General features: G+C 59.2%; 16 protein-coding genes. 10 read left to right on the top strand and 6 right to left on the bottom strand.

Annotation, left to right across the window (positions count from 1 at the left end):
• Window positions 1–235 precede the first annotated feature (235 nt).
• Together ACA049_RS13530 and ACA049_RS13525 are read left to right on the top strand one after the other, a co-directional pair.
• On the top strand, window positions 236–1894 hold the full coding sequence (locus tag ACA049_RS13530) for a nitrite/sulfite reductase (RefSeq protein WP_497336183.1): 1659 nt from the start codon (window positions 236–238) through the stop codon (window positions 1892–1894).
• A complete protein-coding gene (locus ACA049_RS13525; protein WP_123431863.1) occupies window positions 1878–2372 on the top strand; it encodes a DUF934 domain-containing protein in 495 nt (164 codons plus the stop codon). The genes ACA049_RS13530 and ACA049_RS13525 overlap by 17 nt, the downstream gene beginning before the upstream one ends.
• A 46-nt stretch (window positions 2373–2418) precedes the next feature.
• Here ACA049_RS13525 and ACA049_RS13520 read toward each other — a convergent pair whose 3' ends face one another.
• Together ACA049_RS13520 and sohB are read right to left on the bottom strand one after the other, a co-directional pair.
• A complete protein-coding gene (locus ACA049_RS13520; RefSeq protein ID WP_497336181.1) occupies window positions 2419–6261 on the bottom strand; it encodes a leucine-rich repeat domain-containing protein in 3843 nt (1280 codons plus the stop codon).
• Between the two features lie 187 nt (window positions 6262–6448).
• Window positions 6449–7471: a protease SohB gene (gene sohB, locus ACA049_RS13515; protein ID WP_497336179.1), complete on the bottom strand. Its 1023-nt coding sequence runs from the start codon at window positions 7469–7471 to the stop codon at window positions 6449–6451.
• A gap of 206 nt (window positions 7472–7677) precedes the next feature.
• On the opposite strand from sohB, the gene ACA049_RS13510 reads away from it, so the two are divergent.
• The 3 genes from ACA049_RS13510 to ACA049_RS13500 all read left to right on the top strand — a co-directional run bounded on the left by ACA049_RS13510 (window position 7678) and on the right by ACA049_RS13500 (window position 10894).
• Window positions 7678–8388: a histidine phosphatase family protein gene (locus ACA049_RS13510; protein WP_497336177.1), complete on the top strand. Its 711-nt coding sequence runs from the start codon at window positions 7678–7680 to the stop codon at window positions 8386–8388.
• Window positions 8389–8437: 49 nt separating this feature from the next.
• Entirely contained in the window at window positions 8438–8752 is a 315-nt protein-coding gene (locus tag ACA049_RS13505) for an SCP2 sterol-binding domain-containing protein (protein ID WP_497336175.1), read from the top strand.
• A gap of 294 nt (window positions 8753–9046) precedes the next feature.
• Window positions 9047–10894 (top strand): amidohydrolase, encoded by a 1848-nt coding sequence (locus ACA049_RS13500; RefSeq protein ID WP_497336861.1) that lies wholly within the window; start codon window positions 9047–9049, stop codon window positions 10892–10894.
• 82 nt (window positions 10895–10976) lie between these two features.
• On the opposite strand, the gene ACA049_RS13495 is transcribed toward ACA049_RS13500, so the two are convergent.
• A complete protein-coding gene (locus ACA049_RS13495) occupies window positions 10977–13607 on the bottom strand; it encodes an MGH1-like glycoside hydrolase domain-containing protein (protein WP_497336173.1) in 2631 nt (876 codons plus the stop codon).
• Window positions 13608–13866: 259 nt separating this feature from the next.
• Between ACA049_RS13495 and ACA049_RS13490 the strand changes: the two genes are divergently transcribed.
• The 3 genes from ACA049_RS13490 (at window position 13867) to ACA049_RS13480 (ending at window position 17063) form a co-directional block, all read left to right on the top strand.
• Window positions 13867–14730, top strand: a complete 864-nt coding sequence (locus ACA049_RS13490; RefSeq protein ID WP_497336171.1) for a LysR family transcriptional regulator — start codon at window positions 13867–13869, stop codon at window positions 14728–14730.
• 99 nt (window positions 14731–14829) lie between these two features.
• A complete protein-coding gene (locus ACA049_RS13485; protein WP_497336169.1) occupies window positions 14830–15975 on the top strand; it encodes an SRPBCC family protein in 1146 nt (381 codons plus the stop codon).
• A complete protein-coding gene (locus ACA049_RS13480; RefSeq protein ID WP_497336167.1) occupies window positions 15972–17063 on the top strand; it encodes an SMP-30/gluconolactonase/LRE family protein in 1092 nt (363 codons plus the stop codon). The genes ACA049_RS13485 and ACA049_RS13480 overlap by 4 nt, the downstream gene beginning before the upstream one ends.
• A 307-nt stretch (window positions 17064–17370) precedes the next feature.
• On the opposite strand, the gene ACA049_RS13475 is transcribed toward ACA049_RS13480, so the two are convergent.
• Both ACA049_RS13475 and ACA049_RS13470 read right to left on the bottom strand, forming a co-directional pair.
• Complete coding sequence (locus ACA049_RS13475; RefSeq protein ID WP_497336165.1) at window positions 17371–17613, bottom strand: hypothetical protein; 243 nt, start codon at window positions 17611–17613, stop codon at window positions 17371–17373.
• Window positions 17614–17724: 111 nt separating this feature from the next.
• Entirely contained in the window at window positions 17725–17967 is a 243-nt protein-coding gene (locus ACA049_RS13470; RefSeq protein WP_497336163.1) for a hypothetical protein, read from the bottom strand.
• 218 nt (window positions 17968–18185) lie between these two features.
• Here ACA049_RS13470 and ACA049_RS13465 point away from each other — a divergent pair, with 218 nt between their 5' ends.
• Complete coding sequence (locus ACA049_RS13465; protein WP_497336161.1) at window positions 18186–18707, top strand: DUF4142 domain-containing protein; 522 nt, start codon at window positions 18186–18188, stop codon at window positions 18705–18707.
• Window positions 18708–18761: 54 nt separating this feature from the next.
• On the opposite strand, the gene ACA049_RS13460 is transcribed toward ACA049_RS13465, so the two are convergent.
• The gene (locus tag ACA049_RS13460) at window positions 18762–19034 is read right to left on the bottom strand and encodes a hypothetical protein (protein WP_497336159.1); all 273 of its coding nucleotides are present in this window, start codon (window positions 19032–19034) and stop codon (window positions 18762–18764) included.
• Window positions 19035–19318: 284 nt separating this feature from the next.
• Here ACA049_RS13460 and ACA049_RS13455 point away from each other — a divergent pair, with 284 nt between their 5' ends.
• The gene (locus ACA049_RS13455; RefSeq protein WP_497336157.1) at window positions 19319–20170 is read left to right on the top strand and encodes an STAS domain-containing protein; all 852 of its coding nucleotides are present in this window, start codon (window positions 19319–19321) and stop codon (window positions 20168–20170) included.
• Window positions 20171–20173: the final 3 nt, after the last annotated feature.

Genomic DNA, 20173 nt, shown 5'->3' with positions numbered 1-20173 from the left:
CGACGATTGCCCGCACCACAAATGTGGGTTTATCAATAACGGTTCTCGTTAGTCGTTTTGGTTCTTTACATATACTCAAACATCACTTTTGCGCATAACTGCAAACTGGTATCTTGCCCCGGCTCCGTAGGGAGTGCGCGGCCGTGCGCGCAGAATTGCCGAGGCAGTATCGGAGACTTCAGCAAGCGAAAAACGCCACTGATCCGACCGGCCCAAGCCTGAGAACAGGACTTATATGTACGTATACGACGAGTACGATCAGCGGATCATCGAGGACCGCGTCAAGCAGTTCCGAGATCAGACCCGACGCTATCTGGCAGGCGAGCTGAGCGAAGAAGAATTCCGCCCCCTGCGCCTGCAGAACGGGCTTTATATCCAACGCTTCGCGCCGATGTTGCGGGTGGCGGTGCCTTACGGCCAACTCACTTCGCGCCAGACGCGGATGATGGCCAAGATTGCCCGCGACTATGACAAGGGCTATGCCCACATCAGTACCCGGCAGAACGTGCAGTTCAACTGGCCGGCGCTGGAAGACATCCCGGACATCCTCGCTGAACTGGCCACCGTGCAGATGCACGCGATCCAGACCAGCGGCAACTGCCTGCGCAACGTCACCACCGATCAGTTCGCCGGTGTCGCTGCCGATGAGCTGATCGACCCGCGCCCATGGTGCGAGATCGTTCGCCAGTGGACCACGTTCCACCCTGAATTCGCTTACTTGCCGCGCAAGTTCAAGATCGCGATCAACGGTTCGACCTCCGACCGTGCCGCCATCGAAGTCCATGACATCGGCCTCGAGCCAGTGCACAACGCCGCGGGCGAGCTGGGTTTCCGTGTGCTGGTCGGTGGTGGCCTCGGCCGTACGCCAGTGGTGGGCGCGTTCATCAATGAATTCCTGCCATGGCAAGACCTGTTGAGCTACCTCGACGCCATCCTGCGGGTTTACAACCGCTATGGCCGTCGTGACAACAAGTACAAGGCGCGGATCAAGATTCTGGTTAAGGCTCTGACGCCTGAAGTCTTTGCGCAGAAAGTCGACGCGGAAATGGAACACCTTCGCGGTGGCCAGACCACGCTGACCGAAGCCGAAGTGCATCGCGTTGCCAAGCACTTCGTCGATCCGGACTACAAGGCCCTGGATAACCAGGCTGCCCAACTGGCCGAGCTCGACAAGCAACACCCAGGCTTCGCGCGCTGGCGCACCCGCAACACCCTGGCCCACAAGAAGCCAGGTTATGTGGCGGTGACCCTGTCCCTGAAGCCGACCGGTGTTGCACCGGGCGACATCACCGACAAGCAGCTCGACGCAGTGGCCGACCTGGCCGATCGCTACAGCTTCGGTCAACTGCGCACCTCCCACGAGCAGAACATCATTCTGGCCGACGTTGAACAGTCCCAACTGTTCGCGATGTGGGGCGAGTTGCGCGAGCAAGGTTTCGCCACGCCGAACATCGGCTTGCTGACCGACATCATCTGCTGCCCTGGCGGTGATTTCTGCTCGCTGGCCAACGCCAAGTCGATCCCGATCGCCGAGTCGATCCAGCGTCGTTTCGAAGACCTGGACTACCTGTTCGACATCGGCGAGCTGGACCTGAACATCTCCGGCTGCATGAACGCCTGTGGTCACCACCACGTCGGCCACATCGGTATTCTCGGGGTGGACAAGAAAGGCGAAGAGTTCTACCAGGTTTCCCTCGGTGGCAGCGCAAGCCGCGACGCCAGCCTGGGCAAGATCCTCGGCCCGTCCTTCGCCCAGGAAGCCATGCCTGATGTCATCGAAAAGCTGATCAACGTGTACCTCGAACAGCGTACCGAAGACGAGCGTTTCATCGACACCTATCAGCGTATTGGCATCGACCTCTTCAAGGAACGCGTCTATGCAGCGAATCATTAAGAACAACGAGGTCGTCGACGAAACCTGGCACTTGTTGCCGAAGGACTTCAACATCGACGAGATCAGCAACTGCGACGATCTGATCGTCCCGCTGACGCTGTGGCGTGAACACAGTCGTATGCTCAAGGCCCGCGATGGCGGCCTGGGCGTGTGGCTGGATGCCGATGAAGAAGCCGAAGAAATCGGTGACGACGTGGAAAATTTCCAGGTCATTGCCTTGAACTTCCCTGCCTTCACCGACGGTCGCAACTACTCCAACGCCCGTCTGCTGCGCGACCGTTATGGTTTCAAAGGCGAACTGCGGGCGATTGGTGATGTGCTGCGCGACCAGCTCTTCTACATGCACCGCTGCGGTTTCGACGCGTTTGCAATCCGCGCCGATAAAGACCCGTACGAAGCCCTTGAAGGCCTCAAGGACTTCTCGGTGACCTATCAGGCTGCCACCGACGAACCGTTGCCGCTGTTCCGTCGCCGCTGATCGTCACACCTTGAACCCCGTCCGGGGTTCAAGGTTCTCCCCTTTACTACGCGTCTATCGGAAACGGCTGCCCCATGGCCATCCAGTCCCGATAAAGCCGGGCACGGTTTTCAAGTGCCGTGAACAGCGTAAACGGGTTCTCCGGATCGACCTGAGCCACTTCAATATCCTGAACCAGTTGCGTCCATAGCGCCTCTGACGCATCGGCGTCGCCGAGAAGTCGCCACACCCTCGCCTGCAACGCAAAATAATCAACCCTGAAGTCCGCCGTCAGAGTCAGGCCATCCATTATTCTCAAGAACCTGCTGCCGAGCGGCCTGCCTGCCAGCCTCTGCCACGTCAATACTCGCGCATCCCGCTGCCCGCTATCGCCTTCGCGCAACCACTCGATGGAGTTGCCGTAATTGGGGCCGGGCTCGCTCAACCACAGGTTGATTCCTGTTCGCCGCCGGTGGTCCACGACACGCAACAGAGTGTCCTCGTCCGTTAACGGATTGCCCTGCAACAGCACGCGATCCCTGGCAATAGCTTGATTCAGCACCGGCTGCGGAACCCGGTTTATCCAGTTATTGCGTAAGTCCAGGCTCTCCAGATAAGGCTGGTCCATAATCCCGATCGGGCTAGTACTGATCCGGGTGTTTCTCAAGTCGAGCCAACGCAAGTCGTTCATTCCCAGCACCAAAGGCGGGACACCTAATGGGTTGTCGCTCAACACCAGAGTACGTAAACGGGTCAGATCAGTCAGTTGAGAGGCCGCGTGTTCACTGAAGGTCAGGTTTGTCGACCTGAGATTCAGCGTAGTGAGATGCCGCATATGATTGATTGCAGGAGGTAAAGCGCGTTGCACGTCGCCGCCTGGGTTGAAGTGACTCAGGTCGACATTTTCCAGATTCAGCGCTTCTAGATTGGGAAAACCTTGAAGAAACCCGTTCAGGCTTTCCTCTATGCTCAGGTGAAAGCTACGCATCGATAACTCAAGAACGTCGTTGAACCGAACATTCAAATCGGGCAGCCGGTGATAATTTTCGAAGTCGAGATCCAGCTTGATGCCGCGTCTCTGATCACCTGCCAGGAGGAGATCCTGCTTCGGTCTGCGCTGTTGCCAAATGTCGACCAGTTCCTCGGCCAACTCATTTCGAATGACACGTTCGTTGTGTACTTCAATCTGCTCCAGCTGAACGTTATAGGCTTCGATTTGGGCAGCGTTCAGTCCCGCCGCTCCGGGATCATTCGGGGTCAGAAAATCGATATCCATTTCTTGGATGTCGTCCTCCACCTGATCTACCCAGGCGGTCAGGTCGGTGTCGAGTTGCTGCAACTGTTGCTTCAACCACTCAATGTGAGTCTGTGCGTTGACGCCTTCGCGTTGAAGAACCGCATCCGCCTGGGCATCGGTGAATTCCGGATAGACCTCTTTGAGTTGCAGCCTCATCATCTGGTGCGTCAGCGCCTCGGACTGGGGCGTTGCCGGAAAACCTCCGCCTCTGAGTCCCTGCGGCTCGAAGGGTAACCGGGCGTCCATCCTCCCGAGGCCGAGTCTGAGTTCTGACCGGGGTAAAGCCTGATCGCTGATTTTCAGCCGCAATTCACTGGCCGGATCAAGCGACACCAAATGCAACGCTGAACGCTCGTCTTCTGACAGCACACCCAGCAGCGCTTGGTAAAAGTCGCTCTGCATGCCGTGATGCAGGTAGTGATCGGTGGTCTTGATCAGGTCTCGGACGCTCGTTGCATCAAGTGGACCGCTGCGGTCCAGCACTCTTCCGATCGCGGTCTGATCGTGTACATCGATCCGAAGGCTTTTCGGCCAACCGGGCAGATTCTGGAGTGAGTGCAAGGCCAGTGTGTCCGACTCCGGGCTAATCACGGAATGAAGATAAAGGCCTTCATAGGCCCGATTGAGCCGCACATGTTGTTGGTATTGCCGTGCTTTGCTGTCCAGGCGTGCGAACACCTGCCTGACCTCCGTCACGTTGGGCGCCGCTTGAATATTCACGCCGTAACGGTCGAGCATTTGCTCAATGGCGTTTTTGGGCAAGCCCGGATATTCGCGTTGAAACAGCCGAACCCACTCATGCTCCGAGTGTTGAAGTGCTGCGTACCGGCTGTTGAACGGCTCACCTGCGCCGCCCGGACCAAGATCCTGATCGATCTTGAAGCGACTGATGGTGTCAGCCAGCAGAGGCGTCGGTGGATGACCCGTCTGCATCAACCGCAACATATCGTCGTCGACCGCGCTGACTTTGCCTATCTGTGTCAGGACATCATCGCTGAAAGACGCCACGGACGGGCCGATACCGCGAATCAGTTCGACCCGTGTCGGCAGTGCCAGGCCTGTTGGTTGTGGCGTTGGGGCAACGGATATTTCCGACGCAGGCTTCACACCTCCTTCTTCCGGATGGACGACCGCAGTTTCACCCCTCAGTGCCACCTCTGCGGCTATCGGCAGCGCATTCAGCAACCCGAACACGGTGCGTGTCACGCCTTCCGAGCGTTCGCGCGGTGTTTCACCGTTTACCGCCTGATCAAGACCGTAACCGGCGTCAATAAGCCCGGCCAGCGCCAATACGCCTTCGCCACCCGGAACGAACAACGCCAAGGGCCCAAACCGGTTGATCCATTGCACCACCGGTTCGACCACTGCACTCAAGTTGTCACGATTGACCTGTGCATCGGTACGAATGCTTTTGAGACTGGCGCGGGCGGCCTGCTTCATGGTCAGCACCAGTTGCGCAAACGGATCAGTCGCCGATGGCGGATTATCGTAGCCAATGTAATCGGCCGGGTCCCAGTAGCCGTCGTTGTTGAAAAAACCGGCGTTGTTGGTCAACCGGTGTATCGCGGGATACTGCGCCATGCCGTCCAGCGCCGTGAGTACACCCGCATGAAACGTACCGTCCTCGCGATCATCTTCGGCAAAATGGGCAGCCAACGCCTGTTTTGTCTCGCTGAGCTTGCTCTGCGCGACTACCCATTGGTGCAGCTCAGTGGCATCGGTGAATTCGTGCAGCGGGGAAGAATTGCCGGGGAGGTACAACAGCACTCGGGTCGTGGAAGTGTCACGGAACGCCCAGATATCGGTTGCGGTGTATCGGTATAGCGTCAAACGACCTGCCCTGACGGCCAAAGGGGTGCGCGTCGCTACTTGCAGTTGTTTGATGGTCAGGGTTTCCCATGTCTGACCGGGCGGCAAGCCAGCCGCTTGCATCGCGAGCTCAAGTCCTTTTTGAGACAGGCATCGTTCCTTGAACTGCAACCAGGCCGTCATTACAAACGCCGCTTTGACCGATGTTCTCAACGCGTACGGTGCGGACGCCGTGAGCACCTCGTCAGAGGGCCAGGCCTGATCAAGATAGGCCTCGTATACGCATTTGAAGTCCAGCTCCCAGACCCATTTTTTGAAATCAGCCGGCCTCAGTTTCAATTGTGAGGCGGGACCGTAAGTCTGCGGAGTCGTTTGCCGATAGATGCCTTCATAGGTTTCGTGATTGCCGCTGCCGTGATCGGCGAACTCGTCGACATGCTCGACAATTTGCACCGTTGGCCCGACGTCTGGTGGCGTGTAAAGACCAAAGGCCGTTTCCGCAAAACGCCCGTCACCAACCGTCTGATCATTTGAAAGCAGCGCTTGCAGCAGTGACCGTGAATTTGCCACTTGGCCCTGCTGGAAACCGTTTTCTTCAGGGTGGCCCTTGTAGTGGTAATCGAGGGAGACCATCAAGGTCGTCCGCGGGTCGATGTCCTGCCCCCATTTTTCCTTGATCAGGCGTTCGCCCAATTCACCGGGGGTTTGTGGAATGGCGATGTCCAACGCAGCTTTCAGTTCGTCACGCATTCGCAGCGACGGGGCCGGATGAGGTTCGGCAACGTGGTGAGGGAGATCATTCATGGTGCAATCCATTGCAGTCAATTCAGGTCTGTCACCCTACCCGACCTGACTCCACACAAATGCGCGACCGATCGACAATGGCGTTAGGAAAATTCGTTATTTTCGCAAGAAGCGTGAACATGTTCTGAAGGCAAAAAAAAACCGGGGGCATTCCACGGTTTTTTACTGACGGTGATGCCTGGTACGGTTACCAGAAGCGTTGCTGGGTCAAGCGGCTCCACCAGCTCAGCAAGACACGATCGACCGAACCGCTGGCCGCCATACCGATGCGCTCTTGCAGGCTTTTGCGTTCGGCGTAGTGCAAGTGGTACAGCTCGGACTTCTTCGCCCGTTCAGCGAGGTACTCGTCGCTGGTCTTGAGCTCGTCCACCAGCTGTTTGTCCAGCGCGGCGATACCGAGCCAGATTTCACCGGTAGCGACCTCGTCGATAGCCAGTTGCGGGCGATAGCGCGAAACGAAGTTCTTGAACAGCTGATGGGTGATGTCCAGGTCTTCCTGGAACTTTTCCCGGCCCTTCTCGGTGTTTTCGCCAAACACGGTCAAGGTGCGCTTGTATTCGCCGGCAGTCAGGACTTCGAAGTCGATGTCGTGTTTTTTCAGCAAGCGATTGACGTTGGGCAACTGTGCCACGACGCCGATAGAGCCCAGGATCGCGAACGGGGCGCTGATGATCTTCTCGCCGATGCACGCCATCATGTAGCCACCGCTGGCCGCGACCTTGTCGATGCAGATGGTCAACGGCACGCCCGCGTCGCGGATGCGCGCCAGTTGCGAGGACGCCAGGCCATAGCTGTGAACCATGCCGCCGCCGCTTTCCAGACGCAGCACGACTTCATCCTTCGGCGTCGCCAACGTCAACAGCGCGGTGATCTCGTGGCGCAGGCTTTCAGTGGCCGACGCCTTGATGTCGCCGTCGAAATCCAGCACGAACACCCGTGGCTTGGCCTCGGGTTTCTTCTTTTGCTTTTTATCGGTTTTAGCCTGGGCCTTGCGCAAGGCCTTGAGCTGATCCTTGTCGAGCAAGGTCTGCTCAAGGCGTTCGCGCAGCCCTTTGTAGAAATCATTCAGTTTGCTGACCTGCAACTGGCCGGCCGACTTGCGCCGACCTTTGCTGCGCAACGCCGCGAAACTGGCCAGGACCACCAGAATGGCGATCACCAGCGTCACGGTCTTGGCCAGGAAACTGGCGTACTCGGACAAAAACTCCACAGTGACTCCTTCAAAAAACAATGCGCGGCCTGATAAACGCGCGGGATAACTCAAGCATACCCATGCGCCGCCTCGGCGGCCAGCCGTGAAACCTCTGGCAACAAGCCTGGAACGGGCATTTCAAACAAGCGTATGTTTTTTCATTGACAGCTCACTGCCATCCTCATAACCTCGCCAAACCTTCAACGTACCGGGATGACGCGGACGTGGGCAGCATCTATTTGATTCGACATGGCCAGGCCTCCTTTGGTGCAGACGACTATGACGTCCTGTCGCCGACCGGTGTTCGCCAGGCAGAAATCCTCGGCCAGCACCTCGCTGAGCTGGGTGTCAGCTTCGACCGCTGCCTCTCTGGCGACCTGCGCCGTCAACAGCATACGGCCACCAGCGCGCTGGAACAGTTCGCTGCCGTGGGCCTGCCGGTGCCGACCCTGGAAATCGATTCCGCCTTCAACGAATTCGACGCCGACGCGGTGATCCGCGCGCTGCTGCCGGCCATGCTGGAGGATGAACCCGAAGCACTGGAGATCCTGCGCAACGCCGCGCAGAACCGTGCGGAGTTCCAGCGCATCTTCGCCCTGATCATCGAACGCTGGCTCGCCGGCACCTATGACACGCCGGGGCTTGAAAGCTGGCTGGGCTTTGTCGAGCGCGTGCAGGCCGGTCTTCACCGCATCCTGGAAAGCGCCGACAACACTCAGAAAATCGCCGTGTTCACCTCCGGCGGCACCATCACTGCCCTGCTCCACCTCATTACCCAAATGCCGGCGCGGCAGGCATTTGAACTGAACTGGCAAATCGTCAACACCTCGCTCAACCTGCTGAAGTTTCGCGGTCGCGAGGTGGCTCTGTCTTCTTTCAACAGTCATGCGCACTTGCAACTGTTGAAGGCACCGGAACTCATCACGTTTCGCTGAGTCCGGACTATTGTGACCCCAGCTGTTATTCCCAAAAAAGGATCGAACCATGACCTCCGTAGCTGATGCCGTACAAGCAATGAAAGCCAAGTTCAACCCAGCCGCCGCTGCCAGTCTGGACCTGGTATTCGGTTTCCGCATCGACGACACCAAGAACTTCTCGCTGATCGTCAAAGACAGCACCTGCGAGCTGCAAGAAGGCGAAAACCCTGACGCCCAGGTCACTCTGGTGATGGACGGCGAAACCCTGCAAGGCATCGTCGACGGTTCGACCGACGGCATGCAAGCGTTCATGGGCGGCAAACTGCGCGCTGAAGGCGACATGATGCTGGCCATGAAACTGTCCGAGCTGTTCCCGAGCTAAGACGGCGGCTCCCGGTCTTCGGGAGCCTCTCTGGCTGCACACGAATCCCGCCCCTCGAGGCGGGATTCGTCGTTTTCTGCCCCCGGAAAACGGCTACCTGTGGATTCACCGTCTATATTCCTTCTGGCCGCATGCGTCAGACATCGGCTGCTGGCCTCCCAAAGAATTGCGCGGAGCACTGCCATGAGTCCACCTGACGAGCACGACGGTTTCAACCGCCGACGTGTACTGCAAGGCCTTTCGGCAGGTGCCGTCGGTGCCTGGATCAGCCCGCTATTCGCAGGGAGTAAAACCATGCCCGACACCCCCGCCGACCTCATTCTGTACAACGGACGCCTGCACACCGTCGATCGCAAGAAACCCCAGGCCAGTGCCGTCGCAATCAAGGACGGACGCTTTGTGGTGGTCGGCAGCGACGCCCAGGCCATGGCCCTCCAAGGTCCCGGCACGCAGATCATCGACTTGCATGGTCGCACGGTCATCCCCGGCCTCAACGATTCGCACCTGCACCTGATCCGCGGTGGCCTGAACTACAACCTCGAACTGCGCTGGGAAGGCGTGCCGTCGCTGGTCGATGCCCTGCGCCTGCTCAAGGATCAGGCCGACCGTACGCCAACACCCCAATGGGTACGGGTGGTCGGTGGCTGGAACGAATTCCAGTTCGCCGAAAAACGACTGCCGACGATTGATGAGCTGAACAAGGCGGCGCCGGATACGCCAGTGTTCGTGCTGCACCTTTACGACCGCGCCCTGCTCAACCGCGCCGCGCTGAAAGTGGTCGGTTACACCCGTGACACGCCGAACCCACCCGGCGGAGAAATCCAGCGTGACGCCAACGGCGATCCCACCGGCATGCTCATCGCCCGCCCAAATGCGATGATTCTCTACTCGACCCTGGCCAAGGGGCCGAAGTTGCCGCTGGAATACCAAGTCAACTCTACACGCCAGTTCATGCGAGAACTCAACCGCCTCGGTGTCACCAGCGCCATCGATGCCGGCGGTGGTTATCAGAACTACCCGGACGACTATCAGGTCATTCAGCAACTGGCCAAAGACCAGCAACTCACGGTGCGCATCGCCTACAACCTGTTCACCCAGAAACCCAAGGAAGAACTGACCGACTTCAAAAACTGGACCAGCACTTCCCATTACGGCCAGGGCGACGACTTTCTGCGGCACAACGGTGCAGGGGAAATGCTGGTGTTCTCGGCGGCAGACTTCGAAGACTTCCTCGAACCACGTCCGGATCTGCCACAAACCATGGAGCAGGAGCTGGAACCAGTGGTACGGCATCTGGTGGAGCAACGCTGGCCATTCCGACTGCACGCCACCTACAACGAATCCATCAGCCGCATGCTCGACGTTTTCGAGAAGGTCAATCGCGACATTCCGTTCGACGGTTTGCCGTGGTTTTTCGATCATGCGGAAACCATCACCCCGCAGAACATCGAGCGGGTTAAAGCCTTGGGCGGCGGCATCGCCATTCAGGATCGAATGGCCTTTCAAGGCGAATACTTCGTCGACCGCTATGGCGCCAAAGCCGCCGAACATACGCCGCCAATCGCACGCATGCTTGCCGAAGGCCTTCCGGTCGGTGCCGGCACCGACGCCACGCGGGTGTCCAGCTACAACCCGTGGACCTCGATGTATTGGCTGGTCAGTGGTCGCACCGTCGGCGGACTGGAGTTGTACCCGCAGGGCTTGAGCCGCGATACGGCGCTGGAACTGTTCACCCACGGCAGCGCCTGGTTTTCCTCCGAACAAGGCAAGAAAGGCCAGATCAAAGTCGGGCAACTGGCGGATCTGATTGCGTTGTCGGCGGACTATTTCCACATCGACGATGAGGCGATCAAATGGATCGAGTCGGTGCTGACCATCGTCGACGGCAAGATCGTCTATGGTGCCGTCGAGTTCGAAAAACTCGGGCCGCCGCCAATTCCTGTGGTGCCCGAATGGTCACCCGTGGCCAAGGTGCCGGGTCATTGGAAGCCGATGGCGCCGCTGACGGCGCAGGTGCATCAATGCGTCGGCGCGTGTGCGGTGCATGCGCACAGTCATGAGCGTGCGCGATTGTCTTCGGCGCCGGTCAGCGACTTCCAGGGATTTTGGGGGGCGTTTGGTTGTTCGTGTTTTGCGTTTTAGAAACGTAAACGTCAAAAGATCGCAGCCTCGTTTCACTCGACAGCTCCTACAGTGAAACGAGGCTGCGATCTTTGATCTTGATTTACGGCTGCAACAACAACGCAATCAACGCGCTCCATCCCGTCTGATGGCTGGCCCCCAATCCGCGTCCGGTTTCTCCATGAAAATACTCATGGAACAGCACCAGATCGCGACTCGCGGGGTCCGACTGCAACTGCGGATACACCGCCATCGACGGCCGATTGCCCTCTTCATCGCGCAGCACAAGCCGGGTCAGACGTTGGCTCAAGCTGTCGGCCACCTCGTCCAGTGACGCCAAAAACCCCGAGCCCGTCGGGTATTCCACTGAAAAGTTCTGATCGTAATAGCGATGAAACTCGCGCAGGGATTCGACCAGCATGTAGTTGATCGGCATCCACACCGGCCCGCGCCAATTGGAGTTGCCGCCGTACAAGCGTGATTCGGACTCGGCCGGCTCGTAATGGGCACAGAGCCGCTCGCCATTTATTTGCAGGCCGAACGGCTGTTCGGCGAAGGTTTTGGACAATGAGCGAATACCAAATTCGGAGAGAAACTCGCTTTCATCGAGCATGCGTTTGAGCAGGTCCTTGGTGCGTTCGCCGCGCAACAGTGCCAGCAGCATCCGGTTGCCTTCGCCCGGTTCGGTCCAGCGTGACACCAGGCTGGCGAGGTCCGGGCGATGACGCATGAAACCGAGCAGACGCTCGCGCAAGCCAGGCAACCCTTCATGCTCGTGTTGCTCCAGCACTTGCACGGCAAACAGCGGCATCAGGCCGACGATCGAGCGCAACCGCAGCGGTTCATTCACGCCATCGGGGCGATGCAGCACGTCGTAGAAGAACTGATCCTGTTCATCCCACAAGCCTTCGGCATCGGAGTCGACCCGATTGATGGCGCCGGCGATGTAGAGGAAGTGTTCGAAGAACTTCACCGCGATATCGACGTACACACCGTTACGCTTGGCCAGCTCCAGCGCGATGCGCATCAGGTCCAGCGCATAGGCGGCGACCCACGCCGTGCCGTCGGCCTGATCGAGCTGATAGCCGGGCGGCAACAGCGCCGAACGGTCGAACAGGGCAATGTTGTCCAGCCCCAGAAAACCGCCCTGGAACAGGTTGCGGCCTTCGGCGTCCTTGCGATTGACCCACCAGGAAAAATTCAGCAACAGCTTGTGGAAGATCCGTTCGAGGAAATCCATGTCCCCGGCTCCGGTCAGCACCTTGTCCTGCTGATACACCCGCCAACAGGCCCACGCATGCACCGGCGGGTTAGCGTCGTCGAAACGCCACTCGTAGGCCGGCAACTGGCCGTTGGGGTGCATGAAGCGGTCTTTGACCAGCAGCAACAACTGATGCTTGGCGAATCCTGGATCGATCAGCGCAAACGCGACGGCTTGAAAGCCCAGGTCCCACGAGGCGTACCACGGGTATTCCCAAGTGTCTGGCATGGAGACGATGTCGAAATTCGACAGGTGGCGCCAATGGGTATTGCGAATATGCGAACGCCCGGGGGGTGGCGAAGGTTGCGCCGGATCGCCATCGAGCCACTGGTTAACGTCGAAGTAATACAGCTGCTTCGACCAGAGCAACCCGGCCAGCGCTTGACGCTGAACATTGCGCGCATCCGCATCGCCGATGCCGGTTTGCAGCGCCGCGTAAAAATCATCGGCTTCGCTGCGACGCCGTTCGAACAGCGCTTTGGCGTTGACCCGGACCGCGCCGGCCGGAGCGAAACGCATGTAGACACATCGGCTTTGGCCGGCATCAAAATTCAGGACGAAGTGCGCCGCCATCCGGGTTCCAGCGTCATGACGGATCGCCTCGTTGTTGCCGGCGACCAGGAAATCATTGATGCCGTCCTTGAACGGGCCACTTGCCGCCACGCCATCGAGTTTGGGGAAGTTGCTCTCGTTGTTGCAGAACAGCCAATGGCAGTCTTCCTCGCCCCAGGCGCTGGCCTGCCGATCGGTGAGTTGCGGGTGCCGCGCCAGGACCTCGTCGCCACTGAGCGTCAGGCTCGGTTTCTGCCCGTCCGCCGCCCAGCTCCAGGTGTTACGCGCCCAGAGCTGCGGCAACACGTGAAGTCGCGCCGGCTGCTCGGACCGGTTGTGCACGGTGACGCGCATGAAGAGGTCATCTGCAGTGTGTTTGGCGTATTCCACCGTCACGTCGAAATAACGGTTGTCCTCGAACACCCCGGTGTCGAGGATTTCGTACTCGGTGTCGGCCAAGCCACGGCGAGCGTTTTCGGCCACCAGGTCGGCATAGGGAAATTCGGCCTGCGGGTATTTGTAGAGCATGCGCATGTACGCATGACTGGGCACGCCATCAACGTAGAAATACAGCTCTTTAACGTCCTCGCCGTGATTGCCTTCGGCGTTGTTCAGGCCAAACAGTCGCTCTTTGAGAATCGGATCACGCTCGTTCCACAGGGCCAGCCCAAGGCACCAGTGCTGAGCCTTGTCGCAAAACCCGGCCAGTCCGTCCTCGCCCCATCGATAGGCACGGCTGCGGGCGTGGTCATGGGGGAAATAACGCCAGGCATCGCCGTCGGCGCTGTAATCCTCGCGTACCGTGCCCCATTGGCGTTCGCTCAAGTACGGCCCCCATTCGCGCCAGGCCTCAGCGTCGCGGCCGGCCAGGCGCAGGCCTTCGGTCGTGTCGAGGATGTTCGCTGCGTGCTTGGCCGTCATGGGTGGAACCGTTGGGCGGGAGACGGTTGCAGTGTAGTGCGTTCACACACCGAAAAACTGAACGCACGCTGTCGCAGCTGGCGAAGGCCCTGTAGGAGCGGGCTTGCTCGCGATGGCTTCGTGTCAGTCGATACATGCGTTGTCTGATACACCGCTTTCGCGAGCAAGCCCGCTCCCACAGGGGGTTCGGCAGCGGCTACATGAACCGGCTCCGGCAGGATCCGTTTACAATGCCCACACCTCCCGCACCGGCCTGCCCATGGACATCGATCTCGCTCGCACCTTTCTGGAAATTGTTCGCCACGGCAGCCTTGCCGCCGCCGCTGAAAAACTTCACGTCACCCAGACCGCAATCACGGCGCGCGTGCAAAAACTCGAGAGCCAGCTGGGCAGCACGTTGTTCGTGCGCAACCGTGCCGGAGCGCGGCTGACGCCCAATGGCGAAGCCTTTGTGGTGTACGCCAATCAACTGGTCGAGACCTGGGAAGCCGCACGCCGTGACTTGCCGTTGCCCGAGGGTTATCACGACGTGCTGCACATCGGCGGCGAGGTCAGTCTGTGTAATCCGCTGATGCTCAGTTGGGCCGGTGAACTGCGCGAGAAGATTCCCAGCCACGCCCTGCGCATGGAAATCCGCGACGGCGAGACCTTGTTGCGTCAGCTGGAACTGGGGGTGCTGGACGCAGCGCTGGTCTATCAGCCCGAGTACTGGCCGCGCCTGCAAGTCGAGCAGATCCTCGAAGAAAAACTCATTCTGGTACGCCTCGCCGGGCGGCCCGATCCATACGTATATATCGACTGGGGTCCTGACTTCCGCCGTCAGCACGATGCCGCCCTGCCGGAAAAAGCCAAGGCTGCCCTGAGCTTTAACCTCGGTCCGCTGGCCCTGCAATACATCCTGGAAAACGGCGGCAGCGGCTACTTCCGCACCCGCGTGGTCCAGAGTTACCTGGAAAGCGGCGTGCTGGAGCCCGTGCCCAAAGCCCCGGAATTCAGTTACCCGACCTACCTGGTCTACTCCCGCGATCGCGACTCGGCGACCTTGCAACAGGCCTTCGATCTGTTGCGTGAAGTGATCAAGACCGACGACGACTGGTCCCAACGCTGGAACCCGCTGACCTGATACACCGGATCATGGCGTTTGTGTCATCCAGGTTTGCCCGAGCCGTCGCGGGCAGATCAGCTAATCTGCTGGTGATAACAATAACCAGAGGTGACCGCAGTGAGGCAGACCACCCAGGCATTTCGCAGCCGCTATCGCGCTGACATTCACCCGCTCTACAACCCCTGGCTGCACGGCGCGTTTGTGCTGCTGTTCGGCGTGCTGGCCATCGGCGGGTTTTGGAGCACCGTGCATCAGGTCCGGCTGCTGGAATGGCTGGCGGTGCCGTTGACGCTGCTGTTCTTCAACTTCGGCGTGTACATGGTGCATCGTCACCTGGGGCATCACAAAAAGAGCTTCGCGCGGATGTTCTACGCCCGCCATGCCGGCGACCATCACAGCTTTTTCGCCCCCGGGCACATGACCTACGACAGTGCCCGGGACTGGCGGGTGATTCTGTTTCCGGCCTGGTTGATCGTTTTGCACACCGTGGCCATCACCTTGCCGCTCTGGTGGTTGCTCAAGCAGGTCGATGCCAATGTCGCCGGACTGTTTGGCGGCTGCCTGGTCCTCGGGTACCTGCTGTACGAGGTGTTTCATGCCTGCGAGCACTTGCCCCCGGGCAACCCCGTCACGCGCCTGCCATGGATCCGCCAGATGCGCCGCCTGCATGAACTGCATCACCGCCGCGAGCTGATGCAGGAACGCAATTTCAATATCGTTTTTCCACTGATGGACTACCTGTTCGGCACCCTGTATTGGGAGCCGGAGCCTGCCCCCCTGCCTCTGACGAGAACGACCATGACCCGCATGCAACACCAGATCGCTATCGCCGGAAACCCGATTGATGTACTCGCCTATGCCAGCACCGTGACCCGGTGGCCGGAGTGGCATCCCTCTTCTCTCAAGGTCGAGGGGCAAGGTGGTCCGTTGCATGCCGGGCTGCGCTTCGAGGAGGACATCCGTGCCGGCGGGCGTACCGGGCACTTGAGTTGGGAGGTTAACGAATACCTGCCGGGACGCCGCTGGAGTGCCTGGGCGCACGGTGATCACGGGTTGTCGCTGGTCGTGACCTACGAATGCGAAGCGCAGGGCGAAGGCACACGCTTTGTGCGGACGCTGGAGTATCAGTTTTCTGGCCTGGCGATGCGTATCACCAATCAATTGCTGCTCAAGCGGCGTATCGAACGCGAATCCGCAGCGTCGATGCTGGCGCTGCGCGAAATGGCGCAGAAAACCCTGGCCCCAGCAGGAGTCAGCGTGTGAGAAGAGCCTTCAGGTTTCGCCATTTGCTGTGGCTGCTGATTATTGTCCTGGGCGCTTTTCTGTTGCTGTTCCCGACCAAGGTTCGGCCAGTGGCCTGGACGCCGTCGCCGGCGCCTTCCCTCTCCAGCGGTGTTTACGCTGACAATCAGCGTCTGAAAGGGGTGCAGCGTGTCGGCGCGGCAGACATCGAAGGACCCGAAGCGCTGTTGCTCGAAGACAACGCGCTCATCACCGGGCTGCACGATGGCCGGCTGATCCACACCAGCCTCGACGGCAAGGACACCAAAGTGCTGGCCAATACCGGCGGCCGGCCTCTGGGTCTGGCGCGGCACCCGAGCGGGTTGCTGGTGATCGCTGATGGCGTCAAGGGTTTGCTGTCCCTGGATGCCCAAGGCCGGCTGATCCCGCTGGCCACCGCGGCCGCCGACGTGCCTTTCGGTTTTACCGATGACGTGGTCATCGACAAGTCCGGGCACTACGCCTATTTCAGCGACGCCTCCAGCCGCTGGGGCTACGGCAAGGATGGCGAGGCGATCATCGAGCACGGCGGCGACGGTCGTTTGTTGCGCTATGACTTCCAGACGGGCAAGACCTTGGTGTTGCTGGACAAACTCGAGTTTGCCAACGGCGTGACGTTGGGGCCGGACGACAGCTTTGTGTTGGTCAACGAAACCGGCGCGTACCGCATCACCCGATTCTGGTTGAGCGGGCCGAAGGCCGGTACCCACGACGTATTTATCGACAATCTGCCGGGGCTGCCGGACAACCTCGCCTTCAATGGCCGCGACCGCTTCTGGGTGGCGCTCTACGCACCGCGCAATGCACTGCTCGACGCCACGGCGTCGCACCCGTACGTGCGCAAAATGATCGTGAGAGCGATGACCGTGTTGCCCAAACCGGTGGAAAAGCGCGCCTTTGCGCTGGGCCTGGACCTTGACGGCAAGGTGATTGCCAACCTGCAGGATGCGAGCAGCGGCAATTATTCGCCGATTACCACGGTGCGCGAGTATGGGGACTGGTTGTACCTGGGTTCACTGAAAGCAATGAACATGGCGCGCCTGCCCCTGACCACCGCCCTCCAGAAATAACGCAGATCATAATTGTGAGAGCGGGCTTGCTCGCGAAGGCGTCGTTTCAGTCGATATCTGCGTTGACTGATGCACCGCTTTCGCGAGCAAGCCCGCTCCCACAGGGGATGTGTATGGGTTGAAAGATCGGGGGCGAGCCCGTGGTATGCAAACCTGCCGATTACCACCGCACTTCAGAAGTCACACAGACCAAACTGTGGGAGCGGGCTTGCTCGCGAAGGCGTTGTTTCAGTCGATATCTGCTTTGACTGATGCACCGCTTTCGCGAGCAAGCCCGCTCCCACAGGGGATGTGTATGTAGAGGGGGTTAGCGGGGATCCATCTCGTTATCGCGCACCGCGTTGTCCGTCTCTTCACGCACGCGCTCAGGGTCCATCGCGGTGGTGTCGTCCTCATCCAGCGGGCGCACGCCTTCATTGTTCGGCAGTTCATCGATGCCCGGTTCGTCTTCGGGATTGACCGCGGTGCGGCCGGGGCTCAGGGGTTCGGGATGAGTCGGGATCGGGTCGAACCCGCCCTGCTCTTCACTGGGAAATTTTGGGTCGGTCATAGGGCACCTCGCAGGGAGTCGAAAGGGTCGGACTCTGATCTTTCGAGGTGCCGGTTTTGATCACCGTTCCAATTTTTCAGTCACCGGTTGTCGGTGAGTGGGCAAGGCGCGTCAGGACGGCGTCTGGAGCCGATCAACGATCTTTTGCTTAACCTCCACGCGCTTGGCCTTGAGTTTCTTCAGTGCGTCATCGCTGGGCGCATCCGATTGTGCGGTTTCAGCCTTGACTACCTCGGCGTCCGCTTGCGAATACTTGTTGATCAGCGAATCCAGTAACGGATCCTTGGTGCGTTTTTGCTGGATATCTTCCTTTGTGAGCTTCAAGTCCTGATAAAGGTCGTGTGGCACCGGCATGGAACACCTCCGTTTGTTGATCGGTAGCAAACGCGAACAATTGCGTTCACCAACTATCAGAATGGCCTCGGTTGACGGGTTCTGTCGACCGCCTATCAGACCAGCGGTGTCCGTTCGTCGTCCGGCCGCAAACCCGATAAAACCTTTGCCCGAACGCCTGCCTCCATTGAATAACGATCACCTCGATCGCTTACCCAAACCTGTGTGGAGAATGACCAATGGACGGATTCACCCTGCGCCGCCTCGCCCTGGCCGTAGCCTTGAGCACCAGCATGGGCACAGTTTTTGCCGCCACTTCCAATGATTTTGTCGACAACGCCGCCGCAGGTGGCATTGCCGAAATCGAAACCAGCCGTCTGGCGCTGGAAAAAAGCTCATCGGCCGACATCAAGGAATTCGCCACCATGATGATCACCGATCATTCCAAGGCCAACGATGAACTGGCGGCCCTCGCGAAAAAGAATGACATCGAGGTGCCGGACGAAACAACGCTGGTCAAACAGGCCAAGGAAAAAATCCTCGATATGCGCGACGAATCCTTCGACGCGGCCTATGCCAACAATCAGGTAAAGGCCCACGAAGACACCATCAAGCTGTTCGAAAAACAGGCCAACACAGTGACCGACGATAAGGTCAAAGGCGCCACCGAACTGAAAGGCTTCGCGCAAAAAATGTTGCCGGCACTGGAAAAACACCTGGAGATGGCGAAAAAACTCCAGGCGGCGCACCCAAGCAAATAACACGCAAAAAGAAGGCCGCATCAATGGATGCGGCCTTTTTGCATGCTGCCGGAACTAGCCGCCATCGGTATCGATGTCGGCATCCGTGTCATCGCCGGGTTTCGGCCGGTCCGGAGTCGGTTTGAAACCGGGGCTGAATTCATTGTCGTTGTCAGTGTGGACATTCTTCTGATCCACCGCTTCATCAGCGCTCTGCGAGCCGGTGGATTGGCTCTGCCGTTGCCCCTCTGTCGCGGCTTCACCCGGAGTCTGCGGGTCGATGGCCGGGTCATTGCGATCGAGCGGTGTCCCCGATTGATCCTGTCGTTGTGTCGATTCGTCTTTCATACGTACCTCGCTTGTGACGGCCAGCCCGCGATTGAAACAGCCGGGCCTTGAAGGTTCGAAGCCATCCCGTGACAGGGGTTCAATCCAATGGACCGACACCCGGCAGGATCAAGGTCAAAAAATCGCCGTCGACGGCAGTGCCGACTAGAGTTACCGGGCAAGTGCTGGCCGGGACGAAAAAAACCTGCCCGCAGCGGACAACTATTTCATACGGCAAATGTCACTGGTTCGGGCCGATTGTTTTTTGGGGAATCCGGCCCTTCATTTTTCAGGAGCACAAGGACATGGCAGCAATGCAAATCAGCACACTCGACGCGATGAAAAACAACCACACGCAATTGCTTGGGGAATGGATCACCAGCCTGGAAGCCAGTGGTGCCAATCGTAATCTCAAGGACCAGGATCTAAAGCAGCAGACCACGGATTTCCTGCAACTGGTGGTCGCGGGCCTGGAAAACGGCAACAGTCAGAACATCGCCGCGCCGGGCTGGGATGAGGCTCGCCAATTCCTCGAAAAACTCTCCCACAGCCGCGCCCTGCTCGGCCAGGACTCGCACCAGACCGCCAGCTTCATTTTCTCGCTGAAAGGCCCGCTGTTTTCCTTGCTGCAATCTCATTACAAAGACAATCCGGGTGTGTTGGCCGAACAGCTGTGGGAAGTGTCCGAGTTGCTCGATGCGCTGGGCATGCACACCATCCGTACCTTCCAGAAATCCCGTGAAGCGGTGATCAAGCGTCAGCAGGAAGAACTGCTGGAGCTCTCGACCCCGGTGGTCAAGCTCTGGGACGGCGTACTCGCCCTGCCGATGATCGGCACCCTGGACTCGCAACGCACCCAGGTGGTGATGGAATCGCTGCTGCAACGCATCGTTGATACCGGTTCGGAAATCGCCATCATCGACATCACCGGCGTGCCGACCGTCGACACCCTGGTGGCGCAGCACCTGCTCAAGACAGTGACCGCGATCCGCCTGATGGGCGCCGATTGCATCATCAGCGGCGTGCGTCCGCAAATCGCCCAGACCATCGTCCACCTGGGCCTGGACCTGCAAGGCGTGGTCACCAAGGCCAACTTGGCCGATGCCCTCAAACTGGCTTTGACCCGTCTGGGAATCACCGTCAGCAAGGCAGTGTGAACC

The organism is Pseudomonas sp. LBUM1662 (genome assembly GCF_059695915.1).
Note: the sequence above shows the minus strand (reverse complement) of the source record. Positions and strands in the feature narration are given on the sequence as shown.

Excerpts from the sequence above, each read along its gene's own strand:
- ACA049_RS13460 (WP_497336159.1), bottom strand. The coding sequence starts at position 19,034 with ATGAAAGACGAATCGACACAACGACAGGATCAATCGGGGACACCGCTC.
- ACA049_RS13505 (WP_497336175.1), top strand. The coding sequence starts at position 8,438 with ATGACCTCCGTAGCTGATGCCGTACAAGCAATGAAAGCCAAGTTCAAC.
- ACA049_RS13490 (WP_497336171.1), top strand. The coding sequence starts at position 13,867 with ATGGACATCGATCTCGCTCGCACCTTTCTGGAAATTGTTCGCCACGGC.
- ACA049_RS13455 (WP_497336157.1), top strand. The coding sequence starts at position 19,319 with ATGGCAGCAATGCAAATCAGCACACTCGACGCGATGAAAAACAACCAC.
- ACA049_RS13525 (WP_123431863.1), top strand. The coding sequence starts at position 1,878 with ATGCAGCGAATCATTAAGAACAACGAGGTCGTCGACGAAACCTGGCAC.
- ACA049_RS13495 (WP_497336173.1), bottom strand. The coding sequence starts at position 13,607 with ATGACGGCCAAGCACGCAGCGAACATCCTCGACACGACCGAAGGCCTG.
- ACA049_RS13465 (WP_497336161.1), top strand. The coding sequence starts at position 18,186 with ATGGACGGATTCACCCTGCGCCGCCTCGCCCTGGCCGTAGCCTTGAGC.
- ACA049_RS13520 (WP_497336181.1), bottom strand. The coding sequence starts at position 6,261 with ATGAATGATCTCCCTCACCACGTTGCCGAACCTCATCCGGCCCCGTCG.
- ACA049_RS13530 (WP_497336183.1), top strand. The coding sequence starts at position 236 with ATGTACGTATACGACGAGTACGATCAGCGGATCATCGAGGACCGCGTC.
- ACA049_RS13475 (WP_497336165.1), bottom strand. The coding sequence starts at position 17,613 with ATGACCGACCCAAAATTTCCCAGTGAAGAGCAGGGCGGGTTCGACCCG.
- ACA049_RS13500 (WP_497336861.1), top strand. The coding sequence starts at position 9,047 with ATGCCCGACACCCCCGCCGACCTCATTCTGTACAACGGACGCCTGCAC.
- ACA049_RS13470 (WP_497336163.1), bottom strand. The coding sequence starts at position 17,967 with ATGCCGGTGCCACACGACCTTTATCAGGACTTGAAGCTCACAAAGGAA.